Raw genomic sequence first — 25,376 nt, 5'->3', positions numbered from 1 at the left:
CACGCCGTTGCCCTTACGGGTGGCGGCGTTTCTCTTTGGCCTCTGGCTGGGTGGCCGCGGACGGGTAAAGGTATCTGTCGTCAAACTCGGCAAGCGCGTGAAGTGCCAAAATGTCGTGGACAACGACCTCCCCAGCTTTGAAATTCACGACCTTACGTTCGCGCAGGTCGCGAAGGACGCGATTGACGTGGACCGTGGTGATCCCGCAGGCCTCGGCCAGGTCCGACTGGTGGAGCGGCAGCGGGAACAAAGACCCGTCACTCAAGCCGACCATCTGCAGTCGCCTGCCAACCTCCGCAAAAAAATGCGCGACCCGGCCAATGGCTCCCAGTCGACCAAGCCGGAAAATCCATTCACGGTGCATGGCGGCGTCTAGCAAGGTGCTGAACCACAGCATCCTTCCCAGATTGGGGTGCTGGACGATCAATCGCGATAAATCCGGATGCGGGAAGTTGGCCACTTTCACCTCCGTCAGCGAGGCGATGTCATGGTCCAGGCGTTTCAGGGGAAAACCATGCAGATCGACAAAGTCACCTGGGACGTGCAGCGCGACCAACTGGCGGTGGCCATCCAGCCCATCCATGTAGCGGCACACGAACCCTTCGACCAGCAACATGCTGTGATGGATTTCCGTGCCGTGATGTACCAGCTCCTCGCGCGCCGCATAGGTGGTGACTGAGCCGACGGCACGCTCCAGCGCCTCCAATTCATGCTCGCTCAAATCCTCGCGATGGCGTCCCATCAAAAACCGGCTGGTAAGCATCCCACCTCCATCTTGCGCACCTTCCGGCACAGTTTCGTTCTTGCAACCAGCTATATCAGGAACCATCGCAATTGATCGAAGTTATTCGCGAAATCATTCGTTTAGCTCAATGCGTCGTTACGCGAGGGGTCCAGATGAGCAAGCAGAACGACATGGACTATTATCAGGGTCGCGCATTGCACGAGCGCGAGCTTGCCAGCATCTCCGCGGATGCGTCGATTGCTCGAATTCACGGCGAAATGGCCGAGCATTACGAAAAAATTGTCGCGGGCGCGAAAGCTGAAGCCGAGACACTTCCGGCCAGTTTCGGCGGGGGCTAATCAAGCCGTCCCGTTACATAGCTTTTAAAGTGAAAATATCAGCGGTCTAATGCAGTAATTGCTGGTAACGCTTCTTGCGGGCGGCGCACAACGGTTGCACCGCGAGGAAAAGCTGTATCTCGATGCCCGGCCCTGAAGATATCAGCCTTCACGGCCCGATCGTAACTCCCGGCGATCTTCCCGATGTGGTCACGACCGAACTTGGCTCCCACGTGGTCAAGAGCCTGGTGTGGCGCTCCGGCAGCCAGATTTTTGCCCAGTTGTTCACTTGGTCGGCCACCTTCATCGTTATCAGGCTTTTAGCACCCGCGGATTACGGTGTCTTTGCGATGACGTCGAGCGTACTGGTGCTCTTGAGCATGCTCAGCGGCGGCAGCTTTGCGAATGCGCTGATCCGTGCCCCGACAATCGATCAACATCATGTTCGCCAAGTGCTGGGCTTGCTGATTCTACTCAACGGCACGCTGGCGATTCTCCAGTTTCTGCTCGCCCCCGCGGTTGCCGCTTACTATCGGCAACCGATCGTTGCCGACCTGCTCCGGACGCAATGCCTGATCTACCTTGCCAACCCGCCATTAGCGCTTTCGGTGGCGCTGCTTAGCCGCAAAATGGATTTCCGGGCGCAAGCGATGGCCAACTTTGCTTCCGCCTTTGCGGGGGCTGGCACCGCCTTGACTGGGGCAATGGCGGGCTGGGGCGTGTGGACATTGGTGTTCGCGCCGATCGCAATGATCTGGACGCGCGCCATTGGCATGTCGATCGCCGCGCGACCCGACTTCACGCCCAGTTTCCGCTTTGCCGGGGCGGGAGCGACAATGAGTTTTGGATTGGCGGTCATCACCAGCCAGTTGCTATGGTTCGTCCAAACCCAATCCGACATTTTCATCGGTGGGCGGTTCCTTGATGCCCGGCATCTCGGGCTGTACTCGACCGCGCTATTCCTGGCGCAATTGCTGACCAGTAAATTCGTCCCCCCGATGAACGAGATTGCCTATTCGGCTTATGCACGGCTGCAGGATGATCGTCCCGCCATCGCCGCGGCATTCGTGCGTTCGACGGGGATGATCATGCTCGTATCACTGCCATTCTATGCGGGGATGGCGCTGACCGCAGAACCGCTCGTGCAGACCGTCCTTGGACCGCACTGGGTCGAAGTCGCCCCGCTCATCCATGTACTGGCATGGGTCATGCCGTTCGTGACACTGCAGATTCTATTCGCGCCGGTGACCAACGCGCTCGGCAAACCGCGGATGGCAGTCTATAGTTCACTGGCGGGCGCTATCATCATGACGACCTGTTTTGCAGTTGGCGTCCACCGCGGTGCAACCGGTCTTGCCGAGGCTTGGCTGTTCGGGTTTCCTTTGTTGACGATCATTACCGCCGCCATGTCGCTTCCCGTGATCGGGCTCAATGCCTTCACGTTGTTGAAGGAGATTGCCCGACCGTTGGTGGCCGCTGCCGCAATGGCAGCCATCGTCGCGACGACCGACCGGCTGCTCCCGCCGCTCTTGGTCACAGCACATTTGCTGATACTCGTCTTGACCGGTTTCGTGGCTTTCGCCACGGCAGCCCTCATTTTCGCCAGGCCGATCCTGAGCGACATCTTAACCCTTGCACGGCGGTCACGACGCTAACGAGGGTTAAACCGCCCGACGACCGCTGACGAAATGGATGACAACCATGATAACGGCCACAACCAGTAGGAGGTGGATAAGTCCACCGGCCACGTGAAACGCCAGGAACCCAAGCAACCAAAGAACCACGAGAACTGCTGCAATCATTCCAAACATTGGAGTTCCTTTCCTGTTTCGATATAATGGACTGATTCTGCCACTAAGAGAGCAACGCACCGGTCCATTTGCCGTTCCCGTGCCCGAATTCTATTCCGCCGACCCCTTGTCGGGTACCGGTTGAGCATCGCTCTCCGAGGGGAAATCGCCCTCCTCATCGGCACCAAAAGTGGGTTCGGGCGCGCGATCCTGCGTCTTGCGCCGACGCAAATTTTCGCGAAGTGCCGCTGCCAGTTTTTCGGGATCTGCTCTTGCCATGACAGATTGATAGTCCGTCACGCCTTGACCAGTCCACCCGCTTTGTTCATAGGCGCGCCTCTATTGGCAGGTTATCCGGTCAATGTGCTGCCGTAGCTCAGTGGTAGAGCGCATCCTTGGTAAGGCTGAGGTCCGGAGTTCAATCCTCCGCGGCAGCACCATTTTTCATAGACCTGGCGGGTCGTTTGCTTAGCCAGACCTTGTCCCGGGTAGTGGTCAGAACCACAGCGCTGATTGTTCCCCAGCGATCGGCACATTTGAATTGACGATCACACTACGATGTGATTATCTTGGGTAATGAACACATCCTTTATTGAAAAACTAAGAGACCATGTCGCCGGCGGAGGGGTTTCGCGCTCCGGTCTCGCGCGCGCAGCGGGCCTTCATGCAAACAGTCTGCGTGATCTCGATTCTCCTACGTGGAATCCCACGGCGGACACGTTGCGCAAACTTGAGGCATATCTGTTGTCGAACGACCACACCCCGTCGCTGGTGCCGATCGAGGACATTATCGACGAGGCCCGCAATGGTCGGATGTTTATCCTGGTGGACGACGAAGACCGGGAAAATGAAGGCGACCTCATTATTCCCGCCCAGATGGCGACCCCGGACGCAATCAACTTCATGGCGACACACGGACGCGGGCTAATCTGCCTTGCCCTCTCCAAGTCGCGCGTCGACACTCTGGACTTGCAGTTGATGAGCCGTGCCAACGGGACCCGGCACGAAACCGCGTTCACGACTTCGATCGAGGCGCGCGAAGGCGTCACGACCGGCATTTCGGCCGCTGACCGCGCGCGCACCATTTCGGTTGCCATCGACGCCAGTAAAGGGTCCGGCGACATCGTGACACCCGGCCACGTCTTTCCGCTAATCGCACGTGAAGGCGGCGTGCTGGCACGCGCCGGTCATACCGAAGCAGCGGTCGATGTCGCGCGTCTCGCGGGCCTTAACCCGTCAGGCGTGATCTGCGAGATCATGAAGGATGACGGCACCATGGCGCGGATGGGTGACCTGACCGCGTTTGCCCGCTTGCACGGCCTGAAGATCGGGACGATCCGCGATCTCATCGCTTTTCGGCAAAAGCATGACCATCTGATCGAAAAGCGTACCGAGATGCGGTTTGTCAGTCGCTGGGGCGGCGACTGGACCGCGATGACATTCTATAACAAGGCAACCGGCGACGAAACGGTCGCATTGGTAAAAGGGTATATCGACCCCGCCAAACCGACGCTGGTGCGCATGCACACGCATTCGATCTTCGTTGACACGTTCGGCGAAGAGAATGGCCGATCGGGACTACTCTCAGGATCGATGAAAGTCATCGCGGAGGACGGTGCCGGCGTTATTGTCGTCATCAATCGCACCATGCAGGACGGTTTGAGCCGCGCGATGAACCTGCGGGCGCAAGGCAAGAGTTCTGGCGCGCCCGAAGTAGAAGAATTGCGTGATTATGGCGTCGGGGCGCAAGTTCTTGCCGAATTGGGCGTACAGGACATGATCCTGCTGACCAATACTCACCATACCCTCATCGCGCTCGACGGTTACGGCCTGTCCATAATCGGCGAACGCCCAATCCCCGGACCGGAAATGAATTAATGGCAAAACTGCTTATCATCGAAGCGCGGTTCTATGCCCCGCTCAACGATCTGCTGCTACAGGGTGCACGCGAAGCGCTTGATAACGCGGGTCACCACCATGACACGATCACGGTGCCGGGCGCGCTCGAAATTCCGGGCGCGATCGCCCTGGCGGCGGAAAGTGGGCGCTACGACGGCTATGTCGCCTTGGGGATAGTCATCCGCGGCGAAACATATCACTTTGAAATCGTCGCCGGAGAAAGCGCGCGTGGGGTCATGGCGTTGACGATGGATGGCCTGGCAATCGGCAACGGCATCCTCACCGTCGAAAATGAAGCCCAGGCGCTGACCCGCGCGCGTCCCGATGAAAAGAATAAGGGCGGGGAAGCCGCCAGGGCCGCCCTCGCGATGATGGCGCTCAAGGAACGGTTCGGCGCTTAGGCTGGACATGTTGACAAGTCGCAGTCCGACCGCCGGGTCCAGCGCCGACAGCAATTGACGCGAACCGACGAGAACCGCATGGGGCTATCATGCGTTTCTTTTCTGACAATGCGGCCTCTGTTCATCCGGCCGTCCTGAACGCGATTGCGCGCGCCAATCGGGTTGATACTGCCTATGACGGCGATGCGCTAAGCCAGTCGCTGGATGCAGCTTTCTCTGACCTGTTTGAGACCGAGGTCTGCGCTCTGTGGGTGGCGACGGGGACGGCGGCTAATTCGCTGGCACTGGCGGCGCTGTGTCCGCCGTATCGCGGGATCGTTTGCCACCGGGACGCGCACATCCAGAACGACGAGGCAGGTGCCCCGGAGTTCTATTCCGGGGGAGCCAGGCTTCTGCTTGCGGACGGTAATGCTGCAAAGCTGACGCCCGGCACGATCAACGTGTTGCTGGACGGGATCGCTAACGACGTTCACCGAACGCAGGCCGCAGCGATTTCGATCACCAATGCTACCGAATATGGCCAAAGCTATGCGCCGGAGGAAGTCGCGGCAATCGGCGCGCTCGCCAAGACGCGTGGCCTGCGGCTCCATATGGACGGCGCGCGATTTGCTAATGCGATCGCGCATACCGGCGCGGCCCCCGCGGATGTGACGTGGCGCAGTGGCGTGGAAGCATTGAGTTTCGGCTTCATCAAGAACGGCGGACTGTCGGCAGAGGCTTTGATCCTTTTCGACCGGAGCCTGGTGCACGAGCTTCGTGTCCGTCGCAAGCGCGCCGGGCATTTGTCGTCGAAGGGACGGTATCAGGCGGCCCAGTTGCTGGCGATGCTGGACGACGATCTGTGGTTGACCACCGCTCGCGCTGCCAACGCGGGCGCGACCCAGTTGGCAGCGGCGGCGGCGGGCCGCCTGCTTCACCCGGCCGAGGCGAACGAGGTCTTCGTTACGCTCGACGCCTACCAGGCCGCCGCGCTTCGTGCGCAGGGCTTTGATTTTTACGACTGGGGGCCGGGCGAGGCGCGCTTCGTAATATCTTGGGACCAGCCTCAGGCAGAGATTGATGCGCTCGCAGCCGCCTTGAAAAACCTGTGATTTGACCAAAGCCCCAATGCTGACAGCGCGGGTATTGATACCCTTTGCCGTGGCGACGATTATCTGGGGCTCGACCTGGATCGTTATCCGCGGCCAACTGGGCGTGGTGCCTCCCAACTGGTCGGTTTGCTATCGTTTTCTCGTCGGCGCCGTGGCAATTACTATCCATGCCATCGCCACTGGAGCGCCGCTGAAGCTCGACCGCAGAGAACAGTGCTTTGCCGCCTTGCTGGGCTTCACACAGTTCTTCCTCAACTTTAATTTTGTTTATCAGGCCGAAGGGCTGATCACCTCCGGTCTGGTCGCAGTCGTATTTGCGCTTTTGATCGTTCCAAATGCAATCTTCGGAAGCATCTTCCTGAAGCAACCGCTGACCGGGCGGTTTCTGTTCGGTTCGATGATCGCCTTGGTCGGTGTCGGGCTGTTGATCCTGCAAGAGGCGCGTGGGGATGATGCTAGCAGCCATGCCTCGATCGTCGGCGTGGGATTGACCCTCCTTGGCGTACTTTCTGCGTCGGCCGCCAATGTCCTGCAGGGAACAAATGCTGCTCGGGCCATGCCAATGGCGGGAATGCTGGCTTGGGGAATGGTTTGGGGCGCGGCGATCAATGCCGGTGTCGGGCTGGCCACGACCGGCGCGCCCGTTATCGAATTGACACCCACCTATCTCGGCGGCGTGCTGTATCTGGGGGTCATGGCGAGCGCCGTCGCATTTACCTGTTACTTCAGCGTGATCAGGGCCATCGGTCCCGCGCGCGCTGCTTATTCCAGCGTTATCACGCCGGTCCTGGCGATGCTGCTGTCCACGCTATTCGAACATTATCACTGGACGTTGCTGGCCGGGTCGGGCGCCGTCGTAACGCTGGTTGGGCTCGTGATCGCGCTCAGGAGCCGCAAGCCAGTCCTAAAATCGGCGTAGCGCGGTTGCCATCCGAGAACGCGTTTCGCCTTGCCGTTTGCCACGCGGCGGTTCTCGGCATAAAAACTGCGCGCCATCGGTGACAGGCTGTCGAGTGCGATGAACGGCGGCGCTGGCAGGTTCAGCAATGCAGCCGCCGCCTCGATCACCTCGTCTTGCGAAGTCGGATAATCGTCCGCAAGATTATATATTCCTGCGGGAGCCGCAATGCCAGCAACCACGCCGCTCACAATATCGTCGACATGGACCCGGCTGAAAATCTGATCGGACAGGCCAATGCGATGGGCCTTGCCTTCGGCCACGCGGTCCAGCGCCGAGCGTCCTGGCCCATAGATGCCGGGCAGACGAAACACATGTGCGCCAAGTTTCTGCCAGTCGAGGTCAGCCCGGTTGCGGTTGGCGCGGCGGCCCCTGACTGGCGCGCTTTCGTCCACCCACGCGCCGCCGGTGTCGCCGTAAACCCCGGTGGAGGAAAGGTAACCGAGCCAGCACTTCCCTAGTATGTCACCATAACGCGCCATCACTGGGTCGCCATCTGCATCGGGCGGCACCGATGACAGGACGTGCGTTGCCAGGCCCACCCCAGCGCGCACCCTGGCCTCATCCTCGAACGAAGAGCCCGCACGGCCAGTGCCTGCCACGTCCCACCCGTCGGCGCGCAACCGGTCAGCAATCCGCGACGCGGTGTAGCCCAGTCCGAAAATCCACAGTCGCGCCATAACCACCCTCGCCTCCCTGCGATTGCCCATGGCGTCGGGCGTGGCAAGCGCAGTTTCCCCGAGGCTGCCGGTTGTGCCCCACCGCCCGCGCTTCTAGTTAACAGTAATGCTCGATATCCAGACCACCACCGCCGCCGCTCCCCTTTCGGAGCCGCAGGTCGTCCGCCGCGAAGATTATCGACCGCCAGACTGGCTGGTGCCGCAGATCGCGCTCGATTTCGATCTCGATCCGGCACGGACACGGGTCAGCGCGCGGCTTACGGTCACGCGCAACGGCGACCACGAGCGGCCGCTGATGCTTGACGGCGAGACGCTGACGCCGCTGTCGGTGCGGGTCGATGGCCAGGGGATCAACTGCTGGCGGATCGAGCAGGGGAAGCTGATCGTTCCCTTGACCGGCGACGATCATGTCATCGAAACCGAAGTCGAACTGTCGCCGGAACGTAACACGCAGTTGATGGGCCTGTATGCCAGCGGGGGCCTGTTGTGCACTCAATGTGAGGCCGAGGGCTTCCGTCGCATCACCTTCTTTCCCGATCGCCCCGACGTGTTGAGCCGTTATTCGGTTCGGATGACTGCGGACAAGATTACGTATCCGGTGCTGCTGGCCAACGGCGACAATATCGCGAACGGCGATGCGGGAGAGGGGCGACACTGGGCCGAATGGACCGACCCGTTTTTGAAGCCGAGCTACTTGTTTGCGCTGGTTGCAGGCGATCTGCGAGTCAATCGGGACAGCTTTACGACGATGTCGGGGCGCAAGGTCGAACTCGGCATCTGGGTGCGGAAGGCCGATCTGCCGAAGACCGCCCACGCCATGGCCTCGCTGAAGACTTCCATGAAATGGGATGAGGAGGTTTACGGGCGCGAATACGATCTAGAGGTGTTCAACATCGTCGCGGTCGACGACTTCAATTTCGGAGCGATGGAAAACAAGGGCCTGAACGTCTTCAATTCGCGTTACATATTGGCTGATGCAGAGACCGCGACCGACCTTGATTTTGACAATATTCAAGGCGTTGTCGCGCACGAATATTTCCACAACTGGTCAGGCAATCGTGTCACCTGTCGGGACTGGTTTCAGCTTTCGCTGAAAGAGGGTTTTACCGTCTTTCGCGACCAGTGCTTCTCCGCCGACCAGGGTTCGGCTGCGGTTCAGCGGATCGAGGACGTGCGCGCCCTGCGTGGCAGCCAATTTCCCGAAGATAGCGGCCCACTCGCACACCCGATCCGGCCAGACAGCTACATGGAGATCGGCAACTTCTAAACCGCAACGATCTATAACAAGGGTGCCGAGATCATCCGGATGATCCACACCTTGCTGGGAGCCGAGAAATTCCGCGCAGGGTCGGACCTGTATTTCGAGCGGCACGACGGGCAGGCGGTGACCTGCGACGACTTCGTCGCGGCGATGGCGAATGCCAGCGGTGTTGACCTAACAATATTCAAACGCTGGTATGCGCAGGCGGGAACGCCCCGGCTGACCGCGACGATCTCGCACGATGCGATCCGGCAACAGGCGACCCTGACCCTGTCACAGGTCGTGCCGCCCACACCTTCGCAACCGGTTAAGCAACCAATGACGCTCCCGATCCGGATGGCGCTGTTCAATCGGGAGACCGGCACCAGCACGGGCGAGTCGCTGGTCGTTCTCGAGACCGATAGCGCGACCCTGACGTTCGATGGATTTTCCGAACCGCCCGTGCTGTCGATCAACCGCGATTTCTCAGCTCCAGTCGTGCTGGACACCAATCGCAGCGAAGCCGATCTGGCGTTCCTGGCCGCGGTCGATGACGATCCTTTCGCCCGTTACGAGGCGATGCAACAATTAATGATCGATACGCTGGTTGGGGCCGTTTCGACTGGCAAGGCAAACCACACAGCGGTCGTCGAAAGTGTCGGCGATACGCTGGCGGACACGACGCTGGATCCAGCCTTTGTCGGAGAGGCAGTCGGGTTGCCGAGCGAGGCGTTTATCGGGGACCAGATGCTCGTCGTCGATCCCGATGCGATTGCTGTTGCGCGAGAGGCGTTGCGGTCGGCACTGGCGACCGCGCATCTTGCAAGATGGCGAGCGATCTATGCCGAGAACGGCGACCGCGCGTTTAAATACTCGCCGGCTGCCAAGGGTGCGCGGCGGATTCGCAACGTCGCTCTGACGTATATCATTGCCGCCGATCCGGCCGAGGGCGCACAGCTGGCGTTCGACCAGTTCGCGGCTGCCGACAACATGACCGACCGTTTGGCGGCGCTCACGGCGTTGGCCAACAGCGATGCCGAACAGCGGGTTCCCGCGCTCGACATTTTTTATCAGCGCTATCGTGACAACGCGCTCGTGCTCGACAAATGGTTTACCGCGCAAGCCATGGCTACGCGTTCCGACACGGTCGATGCGGTGATCGCCCTGGAACGCCATCCTGATTTCACGCTGGCCAATCCCAATCGCTTTCGGGCGCTGGTCGGGGCGTTCGGCGTCAACCAGCGCTGGCTTCACTCGATCGACGGACGGGGCTATGCGTTTTTCGCCAACCAGATCATCGCGCTCGATCCGGTAAACGCCCAGACGGCGGCAAAGATGGTGCCCTCGCTGGGTCGATGGCGGCGGTTCGACAGTGAGCGACAGGCGCTGATGCTTGCGGCGCTGGAACGTATCCTCGCCACGCCGGGATTGTCGAAAGATGTGTTCGAGCAGGTTTCCAAGTCGCTGGCCTAGGTCGATCCCTAGCCAGGGCTTAACCAGTCGGGCACGCCTTGATCGCTTTTGCCTCCGGCCGGACCCCTCGCGGTTCATAGGCGGCCAGATAGCCACCCGCCGACGGCATGACCTGCATATCCACGCGCGCATAGCCAACCGCGGCAAACTCGCAGTCGAGCAATTTCGGCGGCGTCCCGTGCTGATTGGTCGGACGATCCGCATCGACCACAATCACGCGGCCACGTGCGTTCACCGCAGGCCGCAAGTGCCAAAGGAACGCGTACGGGCTGGCGATCTCATGATACATGTGCACCAAAAAGACACGGTCAAAACTTGCCTCGGGCAGTTGCGGGTCGTCGGGCTGGCCCAGCTTCACGCTCACGGTGTCGAGCCGCTCGCGTGTCACGCGCTCGGCCAGCGCATCGCGGACCTTGGGAACGATGTCTTGCGCCAGGACCCGCCCTTTTCCGCCAACGCGCGCGGCGAGCCGGATGGTGTAATATCCCTCACCCGCGCCGATGTCGGCTACCGTCATGCCCGCCTTGACGCCCGCACGATTCATCACTTCGGTGGCTTCGCCCGCCGTGTCGCGCGTATCCTCGTCGGACCAGCGTGCCGACACGATCGACGCCACCGGGCGATGCGCTGCCGGAAAATCGCTCGCGCGCGGAGACTGCGGCTGGGCATGGCACGCGCCCACCATTAGCAGCGAAAGCACCCCGGTCGCTTGCGACAGGGCGATGATCCGGCTCAATCGACATCCTCCACTTCGACCGTCTCGCCGGTCACGCGCTGCGACAATGCCGCCGCCATAAACTTGTCGAGGTCCCCGTCCAGGACATCGCCGGGTGCGGTCGACACCACGCCGGTGCGCAGATCCTTCACCATCTGATAGGGTTGCAGGACATAGGACCTGATTTGGTGACCCCAGCCGATATCGGTCTTGCTTGCCGCCGTCGCATTGGCTTCCAGCTCGCGCTTCCGCAATTCGGCTTCGTACAAGCGCGCACGAAGCTGGTTCATGGCCTCGGCCTTGTTCTTGTGCTGCGAACGCTGATTCTGGCACTGGACGACGATGTTGGTCGGGATATGCGTGATGCGAACAGCGGAATCGGTTGTGTTGATGTGCTGTCCACCCGCTCCCGACGCGCGATAGGTATCGATTCGCAACTCGCTCTCGACGATCTCGATGTCGATATTCTCATCCACCACCGGATAGACCCAGACGCTGGCAAAGCTGGTGTGGCGCCGGGCCGCCGAGTCATACGGGCTGATCCGCACCAGCCGATGCACGCCGCTCTCGGTCTTGGCATAGCCATAGGCATTCTCGCCCTTCAGCATCAGCGTCGCCGACTTGAGCCCCGCCTGCTCGCCCGGATGGCTGTCGACCAGTTCAACCTTCATGCCGTGCCGTTCGGCCCAGCGCTGGTACATGCGCGTCAGCATCCCGGCCCAGTCCTGGCTCTCGGTCCCGCCAGCCCCCGCATTGACCTCGACATAGGTGTCGTTGCCGTCTGCCTCGCCGGCCAGCAGCGCCTGCACCTTGTCCTTTTCAGCACGTATCGCGAGCGCGGCGAGACCAGCGACACCCTCATCGACCATGCCGACATCACCCTCGGCTTCCGCCATTTCCATCAACTCGGTCGTATCGTTCATTTCAGTCTGGATGGCGCGCGTGGCGGTTATGGCCTCGTCCAGCCGACGACGCTCACGCATGACCGCCTGCGCCGCCTTCGGATCGTTCCAGAGCGACTGGTCCTCGACCTTTGCATTCAGCTCGTCGAGCCGCTTCAGCGCGCGGTCCCAGTCGAGAAAACGGCGCAGCAGTTCGAGTGCGGCATTGATTTGGTCGATGTGAGCCTGCGCTTCGGCGCGCATGGTCTTTTCCTTAAATTAACGCGGGCAACTTGTCTTTGGCAGCAGTCGATAAAGTCCGTTAGTAAATGCCGCCGTGGCTTTGCAAGAAATCGCTGTCCGCCCGATTGGGGGCGGTGGGTCTCGCCGTGGCTTTCGGACGGATCGCCTGTGGCAATTCGTCCCTGCGAATGGACCGGCGCGGCTCGCTTTCAGGCTTGAAAGCCTCCCATATGACCGGAGACTTGGGATCGTCGTTGTTTGGCCAGACGCCATATACACGTTTGCCCGATCGACGGTCGATGCGAACCATCCTGATCCCGGCCGTGGCGCGGAAGGGGATGACGGGCATGTTCTTCATCGCACCCTTGGCAAATTGATCGAAGATCGGAGCAGCGATACGGCCACCCTGGGCATAGCCGCCCATCGAACGCGGCGTGTCGAAACCCATGTATACGCCAGCAATCAGGTCCTGCGATCCGCCGACAAACCACACGTTGGTCGGGCCCGATGTCGTGCCGGTTTTGCCAAAGATCGGACGGTTCAGGTCACGCAATACCGTCGCAGTGCCGCGCTGAATCACACCCTCGGTAATATGGACGATCTGATAGGCAGTCATGGGGTCGATGACCTGCTTGGCGCGGGCGGGCGGGCGGGGCATCGGCTTGCCATCATAGTGTGGCATGTTGCAGCGGTCGCAGGGTCGGCTATCGGCACGATAGATTATTTTGCCATTGCGGTCCTGGACGAAATCGATGAGCGTTGGCTTCAGCGCGCGACCGTTATTGGCAAGCATCGAATAGGCGTTGACCATCCGCATGACGGTCGTTTCCCCCGCACCGAGCGCAATGGCCAGCACCTTGGGATAGGGCTTGCCCGGCGCGCTGATGCCGACCGCGTCCGCCATCTTCACGACATTATCCATGCCGGTCTGGCTCGCCGCGCGGACCGTCATCAAATTGCGCGACTGTTCGACGCCCCAGCGCATCGTCTGCGGTCCGGCCCCCCGCGCGTTGTCAAAATTGCGGAAGCATTTCTGACCAAGACGGGCGCCCTGATAGACGCAAAACGGACCATCTACGATGGTGGTCGCGGGCGTCATGCCGTGGTCAAGCGCTGCTGCATAAACGAATGGCTTAAAGCTCGAACCGGGCTGCCGCAGCGCCTGCGTTGCGCGGTTGAACGATGCCAGTCGCGCGTCAAAACCGCCCTGCATCGCTAGAATCTGTCCGGTATGCGGGTTCTGCGCCATCATGCCACCCGATATCTCGGGCACGTTACGCAAGGCCCAGTTGGTGCCCTCGGGAGCGACCACAATGATGTCGCCCGGCTCCATCGACTTGAACGCCGATGTCGCAGTGCCATGGCGGGGCATTGATGCTGAAGCCGCCGACATTGCGCCGGTCGCCCCGTTTGCGAACCCGACCTGCGCGCCGTTGCTCGACTTGGCCAGCACGACGGCGGTGCGCCAGTCCTTGTACGATATGCCGATGTTGGCGGCGGCCAGCTTTCCGATCCACGCGTCATCGATGTCGATATGGCCGGCCCGCCCGCTCCAGCCATGGCCGCGATCGTAGCGGAGCAGGCCATCTCGCAGGGCGTCCTGCGCGTGGGTCTGTATGATCGGGTCGAGCGACGACCGCACCCACAGGCCGCCCGAATACACCGAATAGGGACCGTCCTTGGCGGTTTCCCCGAACTTGGCGATCAGCGAGCGACGAACTTCTTCCATGAAATAATCGCCAACCACGGCCTCGCGTGCGGCGACCCGGTTGACCGCACCCAATGGCGCAGCGCGCGAGGCGGCGTATTGGCTGTCGGTGATATAGCCGTTCCGGTTCATCTCTCGCAGGACATAATTGCGCCGGTCGGTAGCCTTTGCCGTGGCACGGTCTGGGTCATAGTTTGACGGGGCCTTGGGCAGGATCGCCAGATAGGCCGCCTCAGGCAGGGTCAGTTCACCGACGTCCTTGCCGAAATAAGCACGCGACGCTGACTGCACGCCATAGGCATTGCGACCCAGAAATATCTGGTTGAGGTAGATTTCGAGGATCTGTTTCTTGGACAGCGCACCCTCGATCCGATAGGCGAGGATGGCTTCCTTGACCTTGCGCCCGATGGAATACTCATTGCCAAGCAACAGGTTTTTCGCGACCTGCTGCGTGATCGTGGAACCGCCCCGCGCACGCCTGCCGCTGCCGATTTTACTGACATAGTCGATCAATGCCCCCGCCACGCCGGTGTAATCGACGCCGCCATGCGAGAAAAAGGTTTTGTCCTCCGCCGAAATAAAGGCGTCGATCACCAGCTTGGGATATTCGTCGAACCCCAGTTGCACCCGCCGCTCGCGCGCATAGCTGTGGATCGGGGTTCCGTCGTAGCCGCGCACGTTGGTCGGCAGCGGTGGTTGATAGGCCAGCAGTTGTTTTGCATCGGGCAGGTCGCGCGCAAAGACCAGCCAGATCGCCAGCCACCCGACCAGTACCGCCGCGATCCCCAGCACGACGAGCTTCCCCAGCCGGTGCGCCCAGACACCCCGCCCCCAGCCCAGCGCGGCACTTCCTTCGCGGGTCAGTCGCAGTCTCAGCGGTTCGTCGTCGGGTTCGGCCATTACACTGGCGGCTCTAGCAAGTTTATCCGCCCTTGCCAGCCATCATCAACCACTGCCTTATCGCGCTTGCCAGGTTCGGTGGGTTGGCGGTCGCGATGCGCTCGACGTCGATCTGCGCGACCAACGCGTTCAGCGGCAACGACCGCGCCAGAGCAGCACCGCGGAGCGCATCCCAGAAGATCGGTTCCAGCGTGATCGCCGTCTCGTGCCCGGCGATCGTTACGGAATGCTTGACTGGCGATCGGTAGGCGAACGCACCGTCGCTCAATACATATGCTGCCCGCCATTGAGCGACAACGTCGACCCGGTGACGAACCCGCCATCCTCCGACACCAGGAAGGACACCCCACGCGCGATTTCGTGGGCCTGCCCCAGGCGGCCGACCGGGATCTTCGCCACGATCTTTGCCAGGACGTCGGCGGGCACTGCGGCGACCATGTCGGTGTCGATGTAACCGGGCGCGATTGCGTTGACCGTCACGCCTTTGCGAGCGCCCTCTTGCGCCAGCGCCTTGGTAAACCCGTGAATGCCCGACTTGGCGGCGGCATAGTTGACCTGTCCGTATTGCCCGGCCTGCCCGTTGATCGAACCGATATTGACGATCCGGCCCCAGCCCCGTGCGACCATACCGGGAAAACAGGCCTTGGCCATGTTAAAACAACCGCCCAGATTGACGCGCATCACGTCGTTCCAATCTTCGAAGGTCATCCGCGCCAGCGTCCCATCGCGCGTGATCCCGGCGTTGTTGACGACGATATCGACCGGCCCCAGTTCTGCCTCGACCCGGGCGCAGCCGTCCAGGCATGCCTGGTGATCACCGACATCCCAGCGGTAAACGGCAATCCCGGTCTTTTCGGAAAAAGCCTTGGCTTTTGCATCGTCGCCGCCATAGTTCGCCGCCACGGTAATTCCCGATTTCTGCAAAGCCAGGCTGATCGCTTCGCCAATTCCGCGCGTTCCCCCGGTAACGATTGCGACGCGTGCCATATATCTCTCTCCCGATTATCAGGCTCAAGCCTAGACAGGCGCGCTCCAGCCTTCAAGTTCGCGCGCAAGTAATTTTCGCAGCATCGCCATACCCGGCTCACTGTCGTTTAGGCACGGCAGGCAGGCGAAATCCCGGCCCCCTGCCGCCATGAAAGTCTCACGCCCACGAATCGCGATCTCTTCCAGCGTTTCCAGATTGTCGGCAGAAAACCCGGGGGTGACCACCGCGACCGACTTCACCCCCTCACCCGCGACCCGCGCCAAAGTGGCTTCGGTCGGTGGTCCCAGCCATTTCGCACGTCCCAGCTTCGATTGGAAACTGACCACCAGGTCACGGCCCAAAGCTGCGCTCAGCAGTCGGGCGGTCTTCTGGCACTGGCAATGATAGGGATCGCCCTTGATCAGGGTCGCCTCCGGCATCGAATGAAAACTCGTCACCAGCACTTCGGGTTCAAAACAAAGTTCAGCCAACGACGCCGAGATCGAAGCCGCAAGCGCCGCGATATAATCTGGATCGTCATGATAGGGGGGCAGCGTTCGGATCGCCGGTTGCCAGCGCATCGCCGCCAGCGTCGCGAAGGCCTTGTCGTTTACAGTCCCGGTCGTTGCCCCCGAATACTGCGGATACAGCGGCGCAATCAGGATGCGTTCGCACCCCATCGCCTTCAGCGCGTGCAGTTTGTCCGGAATCGTCGGTTGGCCATAGCGCATTGCATAGTCCACCGTCACGACCGGACCGAAACTGTCCGCGAGGCCGCGCGCCTGCGCGCGCGTGATGGCATCGAGGGGCGAACCGTCGTCGGTCCATATCTGGCCATAGGCGTGCGCCGACTTTGCAGGCCGCGTGTTCAGCACGACACCGCGAAGCAGCGGCTGCCACAGGATCGGTGGTAATTCGACAACGCGACGATCCGACAGAAATTCGCGCAAATACCGTTTGACCGCGACCGGCGTTGCAGCGTCGGGGGTTCCCAGATTGATTAGCAGCACGCCAATGCGCGGCGGTGCAACCGGCGGATGGTCGGCGGGTTTGTCCACTAGGATTTCGTCTCCATTCCGCCGATCGGCGCCAGCAAGGGCAAGCTGCGATACCGCCGCCCCGTAGCAGCAAACAAAGCATTGGCGATGGCGGGCCCGACCGGCGCGACCGATAGTTCACCGACGCCACCTGCGCGGTGCGGCGTGCCGACCAGTTCGATGATGATGCGTGGTGCATCGACCAGCCTTGGCAGGCGCAATGCGCCCAGCTGTTCGGGCCCAGCCAGTCCGCGTTCGATGCTGACTGCCGCCCCCGTGGCCGCCGACATCCCAAAGATCATGCCGCCCGCGACCTGTTGCCGGACGATGTCGGGGTTGATAATTTCGCCGCAATCCACGACCGCCACCAGCCGATCGACCTTTACCCGGCCATCGTCACCGATGCGCGCCTCCGCCATCACTGCGACGTGCGATCCTGCCATCGAATGACACGCGAGTCCCTGCGCAGTGCCGGGTCCGCCGCCGTTCCAGCCGCCGAGCGAAGTGCATTTCGATAGGCACAGGGCCAGCCGCGGATTGTCCCCCAGCAAGCCCATGCGGAATGAAAATGGTTCGATCCCCTGCGACGCCGCCAGTTCGTCGATAAAACATTCGGTGAAGAATGCGCTCGCCCCGTGGGCGCGCCCTCGCCAATCACCCGTCGGGACACCGATGCCCGCCGGATGAAGGTCGATCGCGACATTGGGGATCGCATAGGGCGGCACGGCACCCGCCACCGACGCCGGCACCGACACCCCGGCCTGTGCCGTCATTGCTTCGTGCGCGCCGACGCTTCCGACGATTCGCGCCTTCAATTCGGCGGTCGTGGCGGGTGTCGCAATCTTGCCCAGCCACGCCTCGATACGACCACCAGGCGCCATTCGTGCGGCCATTCGAGCGGCGGCGGCGGGCCGGAACCGATCCTGCCGCATGTCCTCTGCCCGCGACCAGACCAGTTGCACCGGACGCTTCATCTTCTGCGCCAGAATGGCTGCCTGCGCCGCGATTTCGATTTCGTAACGCCGCCCAAACGATCCGCCGATCAACATGGGATGCACTGTCACCTTGGCCGGGTCCAGCCCGATCGCCCGCGCCGCCGCCTGCCCCGCCAGCCCCGGCACCTGCGTGCCGATCCACAATTGCATCTCACCATGATCGATCGCGGCGGTGGCGCTTACCGGCTCGATCGCGGCATGGGGTGCCAGGCCGATTCGATAGTGGGCAGTCAGCACCTGCGCCCCGCGAAACGCCGCGCCGACGTCGCCGATGCTGGTGATCCGGGTTCCATTCTCGAACGCTGCGTCCAACGCCGCGTCGATCTTGCGATCATCGGCCAGCCCGCCTGTCGTCTCGAACTTGGGCCGCATCGCCAACAGTGCCGTGTTCGCCGTCCACCAGTTTGTCGCGACGACGGCCACCCAGCCGTCGGTCTGCACCACCGCTAGAACACCTGCGATCCGCTCCGCCGCACGCCGGTCAATCGATTTCAGCCGGGTATTGCCGATCGGCCCCTGCGCGATGCTGGCATAGACCATGTCGGGCAGCCGAATATCGGCGGCATATTGGGCGCTGCCATCAACCTTCGACGGGGCATCCAGACGGGGCAACGACTGGCCTGTCAGCCGGTTGTTGCGGCCCTCGCGAAGTCCGATGTCTCTCGGCAGCTTCGCCGTTGCCGCTTCAGCGGCAATCTCCCCGAACCTGACCCGGTCCTCGCCCCGAGTTACGAATCCGCTCCCGGTGTCGCACGCGCGCCAGTCGGCATCCCAGCGTTTTGCGGCGGCAACGCACAATAATGCCCGCGCCGCCGCGCCCGCCTCGCGCAGCCGATCCTCGAACCCCCGCACCGACGTCGATCCGCCGGTTACCATTAACCCGTCACGCAACAGCCATAGATTGGTTAAACCCTGGCGCTCGCCGTTGTCACCGTCCCATTCCTCGACGAACAGACTGTTGTTATACAGTGGGTTAATTGGTGCAGGCTCGACCCCGATCGTCCGCCAGTCCGCGCCCAATTCGTCGGCCACGATCTGCGGCAAGGTGGTGTAGACCCCCTGCCCCATCTCGACCTGCGGCACGACAACCGTCACATGTCCGTCCATCCCGATCTTTACGAAGGCGTTGAAAATCCGTTCATCGCGCGTCGCATTTAGATTGGGTCGATAGGTCCGGGGCCACGCGCCCCATCCAATCAGCAGCCCGACCCCCGCACCGCCGCCGATCAACAGGCCGCGACGCGTCATAGTGCGGGGGAAACGAAGCGAACGATCGACGGCCATCAGTCGACTGATAGGCAAGCGCGTGGGTTCACGCCAGACCTAGGCGTCGACCGACTGCTGGATGAATATCTGGCGATACTGCGCCCGGAGTGCGACCTTGTCGATCTTTTCGGTCCCGAGCTTTGGCAACGGCGTCTCGGAAATCCAGACCTGGGCTGGCACCTTGAACGCGGCTAATTGTTCGCCGAGGAAAAACCGCAGGGCTTCCTCGCTCAGGTGATCACCGGGATGATAATGGACCAGCGCCCCAACAATCTCGCCCAGCCGCTCGTCGGGCAATCCGAATACACAGGCCTCGGCGACGGCGGGATGGGTATAGATAGCGGCTTCGACTTCTTGGCAGCTGATATTTTCGCCACCGCGAATGATGATGTCCTTCTTGCGGTCGACGATGAAGATATAGCCTTCGGGATCAAGATAGCCGATATCGCCCGTTCGGAAATAGCCGTCGGTCGTCGTCGCTGCCGCCGTGGCTTCGGGCCGGTTCCAATATTCGCGGAAATTGGCGACCGTGCGAATGCAAATTTCCCCGCGTTCGCCCTGCGGCACCGATGTGCCCGCATCATCCAGAATGGCGACGTCGACCAGCGGTTTCGAAGCCCTGCCCGTCGAATTCGGCTTGTCGAGATAGTTGGTGAGGAAGTTGCTGCAGCCGACGGCATTGGTTTCAGTCAGCCCGTAACCAAGGGCGGGTGGCGCGGGCAGTTCCTCGTTCAGCCGCCGGACGTGTTCGGGCGGGCGCGGCGCGCCCCCGGCAAAGAAGGACTGCACCGTCGACAGGTCATACTGGCTACGATCAGGGTGATTCAGGATCTCCCAGCTCATCAGTGGCACACCTGTAAAGTTGGTGACCCGCTCGCTTTCGATCAGCTGCATCGCCCGCAGTGTGTCCCATTTGGGCATCATCACGATCTTGCGACCGATCGCGAAGCTGACGAGCATCATCGGAACTTCACCGGTAACGTGGAACAGCGGCACTGTCATCAGGACGGCATGTTGGGGGGCATCTGCCTTGATCGTGCCATTTTCGGTTCCGAGCCGGAGGACCACCATTGCCGTGGCCAGATAAGAGAAGGTCGCCTGAACGACCGCGCGGTGGGTCGAACACGCGCCCTTCGACTGGCCCGTCGATCCACTTGTAAACAGGATCGTCGCCAGGTCGTCGGGTTCGACAGTCGGCAATTCGACGGCCCCCGTGCCGCGCACGATGATATGTTCCAGGGCCTCGGCAAGAGGCAAGGCAACATCGACCGAGACGATTTCGCACGCAGGAGGATTGCCGCACTGATTGAGCCGCTTCACGCGCGGTGGGTCGGCAAACACCAGCCGGGCCTCGACATCGGCAACACCGTTCGACAGTTCGGCTCCCTGCCACCAGCCGTTGAGCAGCGTGGCGACGCCGCCGGCCATCAGCGTGCCCATGTACAGGATGATCCAGCTGGGGGCGTTCCGCATCGCGATGCCGATCCGATCGCCGGGCTTTATGCCGAACCCGGTGACCAGCGCTTGGGCCACGTCGACGGCGGCAGCATAGCCTTGCGTGAAGCTGATGCGCTCGTCGCCATCGACGATGAAGTCGGCATCGCCGTGTTGCGCGCAGAATTCGGCGAAATAGGCATTAAGCGTCGGCGGGGCGCTTGCGATCATCGGAACCAGGTTTCCACCGGGCAGCGCAAACGTCGTCAGCGGCAGCAGACCATCCGCATTTGTAAGGTCGCCGATCGCTTGTTCGATCCGCAGGTCCAGTTCCGATAGCATCGTGTCGTCTCTCCGCTTGGTCTTCGCCAACACGCTCTGTATGGAGCGCGAAACTCATGGGGAAAAGCTTTGATTGCACAGTTCGCAAGTGACGCTACGGCAGCCATCAATTGGAGCGACCTGCATCTGTCGCCGATCGCCCTCGACCTCGGTTTCTTCAAGCTCCGCTGGTATAGCATCGCCTATATTTCGGGGATTCTGGTGGGCTGGTGGTATCTGCTGAAGCTGCTCGCGCAGCCCGGCGCACCGATGGCGCGGCGTCATGCCGACGACCTGGTCTTTTACGTCACGCTGGGCATCATCCTCGGCGGGCGGATCGGCTATATCCTGTTCTACAAGCCCGAGATGATCGCAACCCCGTTCGAGATGCTGAAGCTGTGGGAGGGCGGGATGTCGCTCCACGGCGGCTTCCTGGGCGTCATCCTCGCGCTGCTGTATTTCACGCGCAAGCACCGGCTCAACATGATGCGGATCTGCGACTATGTGGCCTGCGTGACGCCGTTCGGGCTATTCTTTGGGCGGCTGGCAAATTTCGTGAACGGCGAGCTGTGGGGGCGACCGACGACGCTGCCGTGGGGCATCATATTTCCGGCAACGGGCGACGGCATCCCGCGCCATCCCAGCCAGCTCTATGAGGCGGGGCTGGAGGGAATCGTGCTGTTCGCGGTGCTGAACCTGATGTTCTGGAAGACCGATGCGCGTTACCAGCCTGGCAAGCTGGTCGGCACCGGACTGGTCGGTTACGGTCTGGCGCGCACTTTGCTGGAACTGGTGCGGCAACCCGATGCGGGGCTCGAGCATCTGTCGTGGGGCCTGACGATGGGGCAGACGCTGTCGATCCCGATGATCCTGGTCGGCCTCTATCTGGTCGCGACCGCAAAGGCCCGGCGCGTGCGGGTCGAGGGTACGGCGGGTCTTGCCAGCGTCGCTTGAAATCGGCGCGCTGCCTGAACGACTGGCGCGGGCGATCACGCTGGGCGGGCCAATGTCGGTGGCGCAGTTCATGGCGGCTGCCAATGCCGAATATTATGCGACCCGCGCCTCGGTCGGGGCCGACGGCGATTTCATCACCGCGCCGGAAATCAGCCAGATGTTCGGTGAACTGATCGGGGTCTGGCTGACCGACCTGTGGGACCGCGCGGGACGACCGGCGGTGCATTATGTCGAACTCGGCCCCGGTCGCGGGACGCTGGCGGTGGATGCGGGGCGGGCGATGGCGCGCGGCGGGATGAAGTTGGTAGAGCATCTCGTTGAGACCTCTCCGCGGTTGCGGGACGAGCAGCGGCGGGTTTTGCCGGGCGCGATCTGGCACGATGACATCACGACCCTGCCCAAAGATGGCGCGTTAGTTGTTGTTTGCAATGAGTTTTTTGACGCGCTGCCGGTTCAGCAACTGGTCCGCGCGCCTGATGGCTGGCGACAGCGGATGGTCGCGTGCCAGGATACGCTGTTCCTGCCGGTATCGGGAAAACTGGTGCCGGAAACGATCGTGCCCGAGTCGCTGCGGGATGCGCCGGTGGGCAGCATCGTCGAGACTTCGCCGCCGGGCGTCGCCATTATTCGCGCGCTATCACAACGACTTGAGCGGCAGGGCGGCGCGGTGCTTGTCGTCGATTATGGCTATGACGGACCCGCGGCCGGTGAGACTTTGCAGGCGGTCCGCCACCATCAGCCCGCCAATCCGTTCGATGCGCCCGGCACCGTCGATTTGAGCGCGCACGTCGATTTTGCCACCTTGGGTGCCGCCGCGACGCTGACCGGATCGATCGTCCACGGCCCGGTGTCGCAGCGCGATTTCCTGGGGAGCATGGGAATCGCCGCCCGCGCGGCGGCGCTGGCGCGGCAATCCCCGGCACGGGCAGATGAGATTGTCGCGGCACATCAAAGACTTACCGCGCCAGACGCGATGGGGATACTGTTCCGGGCGATGGCCATCACCGCGCGCAACTGGCCCATCCCGAGCGGCTTTTCATGATGATGTGCGATATTAGCCAATCGGGCTTGTTATCGGGTGTCCCGCATGGGTTTTTGGGTCGGAATGGCGGTGTTTCGAACGGAATCGTGAGCGGCCTGAATGTCGGCCTGGGGTCGCAGGATGACCCGCTGGCGGTGGCCGAGAATCGGCGGCGGGCGGTCGCGGCGGTGGCTCCGGGGGCGCAACTGGTGACGGTCTACCAGACCCATTCGGCGGATGCGGTGACGGTCGAAGCGCCCTTTCCCGACGACGCGCGCCCGCATGCCGACGCGCTGGTGACCGACCGCCCCGGACTGGTGCTGGGCATCGTCACGGCGGATTGCGCGCCCGTCCTGCTGGCCGATGTCGAGGCCGGAGTCGTCGGCGCGGCGCACGCGGGGTGGAAGGGTGCGCTGGGCGGGATCACCGATGCCACAGTCGCCGCGATGGAACGGCTTGGCGCGCGCCGCGACCGGATTACAGCGGCAATCGGACCCTGTATCGCGCGGGCGTCCTATGAGGTGGACGACGCGTTCCGGATGCGCTTTGCCGCCCACGATCCCGCCACCGAGCGCTTTTTTGCCGACGGTCGGCGGGCGGGTCATTTCCAATTCGACCTGGAAGCGTATGTCGCACACCGGCTTGCGGCGGCGGGCGTGACGCGCGTGGCGGCGCTGGGGCTGGACACCTATGCGCTGCCGACGCGGTTCTTTAGTTTTCGGCGGGCGACGCATGGCGGCGAGCCGGATTATGGGCGACAGATTTCGTTGATTGCGGTGGGTTCGACCGTCACCCCAGCTTAGGCCGGGGCCTGTGCGGACGTCGGATTGGGTGTGCCTTTATCACATGTGCGACCGATGAATAAGCCCGTATAGGCCCCGGCCTTCGCCGGGGTGACGGTATCGGGATGCAGCTCGACGCGTTACAACGCGCATCATGAGAAGATGCCAAGGAAATCCCGATGACCGATGAAGCCGAATTGACGGGCGTCAGCCCGCGCCGCCGCCCCAAGCAGGACATCCTCGAAATCGGCGGGCGGCGGCTGTCGCCCGAGACGCTGATGATGGGCCACGGGTTCGATCCCGCGTTATCCGAGGGATCGCTGAAGCCGCCGATTTTTCTGACTTCGACGTTCGTCTTTGAAAATGCGGCGGCCGGAAAACGGTTTTTCGAAGGGATCACCGGCAAGCGACCGGGCGGTGCGGAGGGGCTGGTCTATTCACGCTTCAACGGTCCGAACCAGGAAATTCTGGAGGACCGCTTAAGTATCTGGGAAGATGCCGAGGACGCACTGGTGTTTTCCAGCGGAATGTCGGCGATTGCGACCGTCATGCTCGCACTGGTCAAGCCCGGCGACGTCATTGTCCATTCGGCACCGCTTTATGCCGCGACCGAAACGCTGATCGGGCGCATCTTGGGCCGGTTTGGCGTGCATTGGCTCGACTTTCCGGCGGGCGCGACGCGCGACGAGATCGATGCGGTGATGACGGCGGCCAAGGCCAAGGGCAATGTCGCGCTGGTTTATCTGGAAAGCCCGGCGAATCCGACCAATGCGCTGGTCGATGTGGAGGCGGTCAAGGCGTCGCGCGACGCCGCGTTTCCGGGTGAAAAGCCACCGATCGTCATCGACAATACGTTTCTGGGGCCGCTGTGGGCGAAGCCGCTGAAACAGGGTGCCGACTTGGTGATCTATTCGCTGACCAAATATGCGGGCGGGCACAGCGACCTGGTCGCGGGCGGCGCGGTCGGGTCGAAGGTCATGATCAACCCGATCCGGATGATGCGCAACACAATCGGCACGATCACCGATCCGCACTCGGCATGGATGTTGTTGCGCAGCCTGGAGACGCTGGAACTGCGGATGAGCCGGGCGGGCGAAAATGCGGCGAAGGTGTGTGCGTTCCTGCGCGAACAGCCGCAGGTCGAAACGGTCGGGTATCTGGGTTTCTTGGAGGCCGGATCACGGCAGGCGGACATCTATAATCGCCATTGCACCGGGGCGGGATCGACGTTTTCGCTGTACCTGAAGGGCGGCGAGCGCGAGGCGTTCGCGTTCCTGGACGCACTGAAGATCGCCAAGCTGGCGGTCAGTCTGGGCGGGACCGAAACGCTGGCCAGCGCGCCCGCCGCGATGACGCACATCTCCGTGCCGCAAGAACGCAAGGATGGGCTGGGGATCAGCGACAATCTGGTGCGTATTTCGGTGGGGGTTGAAAATGCGGACGACCTGATCGCCGATTTCCGGCAGGCGTTGGGGGCGGTTTAGGGGGCCAGACAATCGGCCCGTCACCCCGGCGCAGGCCGGGGCCTATACGGCTGTCGGATCGGAAGCATTTCTTT

Annotated in this window: 22 protein-coding genes, 1 tRNA gene and 1 pseudogene; 12 read left to right on the top strand and 12 right to left on the bottom strand. The window is 62.0% G+C overall.

All coding sequences use genetic code 11. The features are described from left to right. Positions 1–13: 13 nt before the first annotated feature. A complete protein-coding gene (locus Q0R02_RS11670) occupies positions 14–793 on the bottom strand; it encodes a Crp/Fnr family transcriptional regulator (protein WP_293883698.1) in 780 nt (259 codons plus the stop codon). Between the two features lie 104 nt (positions 794–897). Here Q0R02_RS11670 and Q0R02_RS11665 point away from each other — a divergent pair, with 104 nt between their 5' ends. Beyond that, on the top strand, positions 898–1,083 hold the full coding sequence (locus Q0R02_RS11665) for a hypothetical protein (RefSeq protein ID WP_293883697.1): 186 nt from the start codon (positions 898–900) through the stop codon (positions 1,081–1,083). A gap of 122 nt (positions 1,084–1,205) precedes the next feature. Then, positions 1,206–2,717 (top strand): lipopolysaccharide biosynthesis protein, encoded by a 1,512-nt coding sequence (locus Q0R02_RS11660; RefSeq protein ID WP_293883695.1) that lies wholly within the window; start codon positions 1,206–1,208, stop codon positions 2,715–2,717. A 6-nt stretch (positions 2,718–2,723) separates the two neighbouring features. Here Q0R02_RS11660 and Q0R02_RS11655 read toward each other — a convergent pair whose 3' ends face one another. Beyond that, positions 2,724–2,873 carry a lmo0937 family membrane protein gene (locus tag Q0R02_RS11655; RefSeq protein WP_293883694.1) on the bottom strand — a complete coding sequence of 50 codons (150 nt, stop codon included), beginning with the start codon at positions 2,871–2,873 and terminating at the stop codon, positions 2,724–2,726. A 90-nt stretch (positions 2,874–2,963) separates the two neighbouring features. Next, the gene (locus Q0R02_RS11650) at positions 2,964–3,131 is read right to left on the bottom strand and encodes a hypothetical protein (protein ID WP_293883692.1); all 168 of its coding nucleotides are present in this window, start codon (positions 3,129–3,131) and stop codon (positions 2,964–2,966) included. 86 nt (positions 3,132–3,217) lie between these two features. On the opposite strand from Q0R02_RS11650, the gene Q0R02_RS11645 reads away from it, so the two are divergent. From Q0R02_RS11645 to Q0R02_RS11625, 5 genes are all read left to right on the top strand, one after another. Next, positions 3,218–3,292 (top strand) — tRNA-Thr (locus tag Q0R02_RS11645). A gap of 136 nt (positions 3,293–3,428) precedes the next feature. Beyond that, positions 3,429–4,730 (top strand): 3,4-dihydroxy-2-butanone-4-phosphate synthase, encoded by a 1,302-nt coding sequence (gene ribB, locus Q0R02_RS11640; protein WP_293883690.1) that lies wholly within the window; start codon positions 3,429–3,431, stop codon positions 4,728–4,730. Further along, positions 4,730–5,152: a 6,7-dimethyl-8-ribityllumazine synthase gene (gene ribH / locus Q0R02_RS11635; RefSeq protein ID WP_293883689.1), complete on the top strand. Its 423-nt coding sequence runs from the start codon at positions 4,730–4,732 to the stop codon at positions 5,150–5,152. The genes ribB and ribH overlap by 1 nt, the downstream gene beginning before the upstream one ends. Before the next feature lie 89 nt (positions 5,153–5,241). Next, entirely contained in the window at positions 5,242–6,243 is a 1,002-nt protein-coding gene (locus tag Q0R02_RS11630) for a low specificity L-threonine aldolase (RefSeq protein ID WP_293883688.1), read from the top strand. A gap of 1 nt (position 6,244) precedes the next feature. Next, complete coding sequence (locus Q0R02_RS11625) at positions 6,245–7,162, top strand: EamA family transporter (RefSeq protein ID WP_293883686.1); 918 nt, start codon at positions 6,245–6,247, stop codon at positions 7,160–7,162. Here the strand turns inward: Q0R02_RS11625 and Q0R02_RS11620 are convergent. Next, entirely contained in the window at positions 7,066–7,881 is an 816-nt protein-coding gene (locus Q0R02_RS11620; protein WP_293883684.1) for an NAD(P)-dependent oxidoreductase, read from the bottom strand. The genes Q0R02_RS11625 and Q0R02_RS11620 overlap by 97 nt on opposite strands. 106 nt (positions 7,882–7,987) lie before the next feature. Between Q0R02_RS11620 and pepN the strand changes: the two are divergent. Beyond that, positions 7,988–10,594, top strand: a pseudogene (pepN, locus tag Q0R02_RS11615) (aminopeptidase N). 19 nt (positions 10,595–10,613) lie between these two features. Here the strand turns inward: pepN and Q0R02_RS11610 are convergent. Genes Q0R02_RS11610 through Q0R02_RS11575 form a run of 8 tightly spaced genes read right to left on the bottom strand, consistent with a single transcriptional unit; the run spans position 10,614 to position 21,082 of the window. Next, a complete protein-coding gene (locus Q0R02_RS11610) occupies positions 10,614–11,279 on the bottom strand; it encodes a class I SAM-dependent methyltransferase (protein WP_293883710.1) in 666 nt (221 codons plus the stop codon). Between the two features lie 47 nt (positions 11,280–11,326). Next, positions 11,327–12,454 (bottom strand): peptide chain release factor 2, encoded by a 1,128-nt coding sequence (gene prfB, locus Q0R02_RS11605; protein WP_293883682.1) that lies wholly within the window; start codon positions 12,452–12,454, stop codon positions 11,327–11,329. A gap of 58 nt (positions 12,455–12,512) precedes the next feature. Continuing rightward, the gene (locus Q0R02_RS11600; protein ID WP_293883681.1) at positions 12,513–15,041 is read right to left on the bottom strand and encodes a penicillin-binding protein 1A; all 2,529 of its coding nucleotides are present in this window, start codon (positions 15,039–15,041) and stop codon (positions 12,513–12,515) included. 22 nt (positions 15,042–15,063) lie between these two features. Beyond that, on the bottom strand, positions 15,064–15,309 hold the full coding sequence (locus Q0R02_RS11595) for a ribbon-helix-helix domain-containing protein (protein WP_293883680.1): 246 nt from the start codon (positions 15,307–15,309) through the stop codon (positions 15,064–15,066). Beyond that, on the bottom strand, positions 15,306–16,028 hold the full coding sequence (gene phbB, locus Q0R02_RS11590; protein WP_293883679.1) for an acetoacetyl-CoA reductase: 723 nt from the start codon (positions 16,026–16,028) through the stop codon (positions 15,306–15,308). The genes Q0R02_RS11595 and phbB overlap by 4 nt, the downstream gene beginning before the upstream one ends. 30 nt (positions 16,029–16,058) lie before the next feature. Further along, a complete protein-coding gene (hemH, locus tag Q0R02_RS11585) occupies positions 16,059–17,066 on the bottom strand; it encodes a ferrochelatase (protein WP_293883677.1) in 1,008 nt (335 codons plus the stop codon). Continuing rightward, positions 17,066–19,324 (bottom strand): molybdopterin cofactor-binding domain-containing protein, encoded by a 2,259-nt coding sequence (locus Q0R02_RS11580; protein WP_293883675.1) that lies wholly within the window; start codon positions 19,322–19,324, stop codon positions 17,066–17,068. The genes hemH and Q0R02_RS11580 overlap by 1 nt, the downstream gene beginning before the upstream one ends. Before the next feature lie 39 nt (positions 19,325–19,363). Continuing rightward, on the bottom strand, positions 19,364–21,082 hold the full coding sequence (locus Q0R02_RS11575; protein ID WP_293883673.1) for a class I adenylate-forming enzyme family protein: 1,719 nt from the start codon (positions 21,080–21,082) through the stop codon (positions 19,364–19,366). A 69-nt stretch (positions 21,083–21,151) separates the two neighbouring features. Here Q0R02_RS11575 and lgt point away from each other — a divergent pair, with 69 nt between their 5' ends. From lgt to Q0R02_RS11555, 4 genes are all read left to right on the top strand, one after another. Next, positions 21,152–22,015, top strand: coding sequence for a prolipoprotein diacylglyceryl transferase (gene lgt / locus Q0R02_RS11570; protein ID WP_293883671.1), 864 nt, complete (start codon positions 21,152–21,154; stop codon positions 22,013–22,015). Between the two features lie 52 nt (positions 22,016–22,067). Then, positions 22,068–23,057 (top strand): SAM-dependent methyltransferase, encoded by a 990-nt coding sequence (locus Q0R02_RS11565; protein WP_293883709.1) that lies wholly within the window; start codon positions 22,068–22,070, stop codon positions 23,055–23,057. Then, positions 23,054–23,839, top strand: coding sequence for a peptidoglycan editing factor PgeF (gene pgeF / locus Q0R02_RS11560; RefSeq protein WP_293883669.1), 786 nt, complete (start codon positions 23,054–23,056; stop codon positions 23,837–23,839). The genes Q0R02_RS11565 and pgeF overlap by 4 nt, the downstream gene beginning before the upstream one ends. A gap of 158 nt (positions 23,840–23,997) precedes the next feature. Further along, positions 23,998–25,302 carry a cystathionine gamma-synthase family protein gene (locus tag Q0R02_RS11555; protein WP_293883668.1) on the top strand — a complete coding sequence of 435 codons (1,305 nt, stop codon included), beginning with the start codon at positions 23,998–24,000 and terminating at the stop codon, positions 25,300–25,302. Positions 25,303–25,376 lie beyond the last annotated feature (74 nt).

The sequence above is a fragment of the Sphingomonas sp. genome (assembly GCF_025353885.1).
Taxonomy (GTDB): Bacteria; Pseudomonadota; Alphaproteobacteria; order Sphingomonadales; family Sphingomonadaceae; genus Sphingomonas_O.
Note: the sequence above shows the minus strand (reverse complement) of the source record. Positions and strands in the feature narration are given on the sequence as shown.